Consider the following 1,075-nt stretch of genomic DNA (forward strand, 5'->3'; position numbering starts at 1 on the left):
CCGGGACAGTGATAAAACCGGTTGGGACGATTCAGATCACCACCACGCCAGTGGCCGATCCGGGCGGGATGCAGGATTTTGTTTACTGGCAGCCGGACGCCAGCGGCAGCGGCGTGCAGCCGGTGTATGTGGTACTTAGCAATCCCCGAAATAGATTGGGTAAGGTCAGTGGTAAAGGTGAACCGGTTGGCGGAGACTGGCTTACTAATGCTGGTAAAGATCTTGGTGCTCCTATCCCGAGCCAGATCGCGGACAAATTACAAGGAAGGGAATTTGCGAATTTTGATGCGTTTCGTGAGGCTTTTTGGAAGGATGTGGGCAGAGATCCTGTATTGATTAAACAGTTCAGGGAAAATAATAAACGAAACTTAATGAAAGGTTACTCTCCTTTCCCTATTCCATCTGAACAAGTCGGGGGACGAATTCGATTCGAGTTACACCATGTCAAATTTATTAAGGATAACGGTGCAATATATGACATAGATAATATTCGAGTGATGACCCCTAAACGTCATATTGAAATCCATAAAGAGGATAATTGAGATGGAAAAGAAAACGATTTCTGATTATACCGATGCCGAGTTTTTATATTTTGTCAGAAAAATTTGTAATGCAGACTATGAAACAGAGGCTGAGCATACAAAGGCTGTTCTTGAATTCGAACGTTTGACCGAACATCCTCATCGCAATGGTCTTATTTATCATCCCATGTACGATCAGGATGACAGCCCTGAAGGTATTGTAAAAGAGGTCAGGGAATGGCGGGCTAAAAATGGTAAGCCTGGATTTAAACAAGGTTAATGTGTGGCTTAAGAGTCAGCGGACAGTTATACGGATTGCGGGCAAAAATTGCCAGCGGCGGGGCGGTAAATCCACGTCATTAGGAATTGTTCACATCAGTCATGCGGCGGGGGTCGAAATCTGTGATATCACGGCGGGAAAAATTAATTTCTTGTTGTTACAGTAACGCGTGAAACAAAATCCTGTTCTCCCCGGTTTGTTTCAGCGTGAGCCGTCACTGGCGTAGTAAAAGCGTCGGCCGGATTAAATAAAAAGTACCCCGGAAAAGGAACTT

At 45.1% G+C, this 1,075-nt stretch carries 2 protein-coding genes; both read left to right on the forward strand.

What is annotated here, in order from left to right; translation table 11 throughout:
- Window positions 1–542 (forward strand): S-type pyocin domain-containing protein (locus A1830_RS20790; RefSeq protein ID WP_197473384.1); only part of this gene is annotated, 542 nt, incomplete at its 5' end.
- Between the two features lies 1 nt (window position 543).
- The gene (locus tag A1830_RS20795; protein ID WP_067710503.1) at window positions 544–801 is read left to right on the forward strand and encodes a bacteriocin immunity protein; all 258 of its coding nucleotides are present in this window, start codon (window positions 544–546) and stop codon (window positions 799–801) included.
- The last annotated feature ends 274 nt before the right edge of the window (window positions 802–1,075 follow it).

Origin of the sequence: Erwinia sp. ErVv1 (genome assembly GCF_900068895.1) — a bacterium.
In the GTDB taxonomy this organism is placed as follows: domain Bacteria; phylum Pseudomonadota; class Gammaproteobacteria; order Enterobacterales; family Enterobacteriaceae; genus Erwinia.

Excerpts from the sequence above, each read along its gene's own strand:
- A1830_RS20795 (WP_067710503.1), top strand. The coding sequence starts at position 544 with ATGGAAAAGAAAACGATTTCTGATTATACCGATGCCGAGTTTTTATAT.